Raw genomic sequence first — 2,002 nt, 5'->3', positions numbered from 1 at the left:
GAGCGGGGGCGCGGCCGGGGACCTGCCCCAGCCCCCGCTCCTCGCGGCGGCGCACCGGGGTGCCGCTGTCGAAGCCGGCGGCGATGACCGTGACGCGCACCTCGTCGCCCAGGGCGTCGTCGATGACGGCGCCGAAGATGATGTTGGCCTCGGGGTGGGCGGCCTCCTGCACCAGCCGGGCCGCCTCGTTGATCTCGTACAGGCCCAGGTCGGAGCCGCCCTGGATGGAGAGCAGCACGCCGTGGGCGCCGTCGATGCTGGCCTCCAGCAGCGGCGAGGAGATCGCGCTCTCCGCCGCCTGGATGGCGCGGTCGTCGCCGCGCGCGGAGCCGATGCCCATGAGGGCGCTGCCGGCGCCCTGCATGACGGACTTCACGTCGGCGAAGTCGAGGTTGATCAGGCCCGGGGTGGTGATGAGGTCGGTGATGCCCTGCACGCCGGAGAGCAGCACCTGGTCGGCGGACTTGAAGGCGTCCAGGATGCTGACCTGCTTGTCGCTGATGGACAGCAGCCGGTCGTTGGGGATGACGATGAGGGTGTCCACCTCGTCGCGCAGCTCGGCGATGCCGGACTCGGCGGAGTTGGCGCGGCGGCGGCCCTCGAAGGTGAAGGGGCGGGTCACCACGCCGATCGTCAGGGCGCCCAGGGAGCGGGCGATGCGGGCCACGACGGGTGCACCGCCGGTGCCGGTGCCGCCGCCCTCGCCGGCGGTGACGAAGACCATGTCGGCGCCCTTGAGCACCTCCTCGATCTCCTCGGCGTGGTCCTCGGCGGCCTTGCGGCCGACCTCGGGGTCCGCGCCGGCGCCGAGGCCGCGGGTGAGCTCGCGGCCGACGTCGAGCTTGACGTCGGCGTCGCTCATGAGCAGCGCCTGCGCGTCGGTGTTGACGGCGATGAACTCGACGCCCTTGAGGCCGACCTCGATCATCCGGTTGACCGCGTTCACCCCGCCGCCGCCGACGCCGACGACCTTGATGACCGCTAGGTAGTTCTGCGGAGCTGCCACGTCGAGTGCCTCTCGCCTCTTTCGCCGATGCCGCCCGGGGACGGCGCGCCGTTCCCGGTGAAACGCTGACCCTCAGGTAGAGGGTTAACGTTATGTCATTTCCTGTTGGTGGGTGACCGTAGGGAGCCGAGGGGTCGCGGTGCAACTGCCGCCCCGGCGTGTCGCGGGGGCGCACCGCCCGGACGGCTCAACCGCCCGGGCGCCCGGCGCCGCCCTCAGCCGGCCGGACGCACCGCCGGCGCGTCCGGGGCGGAGACGTCGATCGACTGCGCCGCAGCGGCCACGGGGTCCTCCAGCAGCCGCAGCAGCACCTGCGCCTTGCGCTCGGGCCGGCTCGCGTCGCCCCACAGCACCGACGGGCCGTCCGCCAGCTGCAGCGCCACCGCGTCCGGGCTCCGCGCCGTGATCGAGGCCACCCGCGAGCGCACCGCCGTGGACAGCGAGCCGTTCACCGCGAGCGCCTCGCGCAGGGTGCCCGCCCGGGTGCGCTCCACGTCCACGCTGAGCAGCGGCACCCCCGTCGGCGCCGCGTCGGCGTGCTGCAGCACGCGCGCCTCGGCGTCCACGAGGTCCACCCCGCCGGTGGTCGAGGGCACCGCCGCCACCGCCTGGCGCTCGCGGACCCGCACCTCCAGCGTCGACGGCCACGAGCGGCGCACGTCCACCGACTCCACCAGCGGCAGCGCCGCGCCCACCCGGCGCGAGAGGGCGCGGGTGTCCACGGCGGCCAGCGCGCCGCCGCGCTGGCCGTCCACCAGGGCGCGCACCCGCTCGGCGTCGGTGCGCTCGGTGCCGCTGACGCGCACCTGCTGCACGCGCAGCCACGGCGAGGCCAGCGCCACCCAGCCGGCGAGGGCGACCAGCACCGCGAGCGCGGCGGCCCCCAGCGCGGCGCGCCGGCGCAGCGGCGCGCGGCGCGCCAACCGGCCGGTCAGGTCGGCGACGCGCGCTCCCCCGACCCGGGCGCGGCCCTGCGCCGCGCCCGGGTCGGGGGAG

The 2,002-nt window shown here is 75.9% G+C and carries 2 protein-coding genes; both read right to left on the bottom strand.

Annotation, left to right across the window (positions count from 1 at the left end; all coding sequences use genetic code 11):
* Positions 1-1,006: cell division protein FtsZ (gene ftsZ / locus GTR00_RS19830; protein ID WP_166613271.1), on the bottom strand; the 1,006-nt coding region annotated here is incomplete at its 3' end.
* Positions 1,007-1,221: 215 nt separating this feature from the next.
* On the bottom strand, positions 1,222-2,002 hold a 781-nt coding region (locus tag GTR00_RS19825), incomplete at its 5' end, for a cell division protein FtsQ/DivIB (protein WP_166613270.1).

Origin of the sequence: Kineococcus indalonis, from assembly GCF_009906395.1 — a bacterium.
GTDB classification, from domain to species: domain Bacteria; phylum Actinomycetota; class Actinomycetes; order Actinomycetales; family Kineococcaceae; genus Kineococcus; species Kineococcus indalonis.
This window is presented reverse-complemented; position numbering and strand designations above follow the sequence as displayed.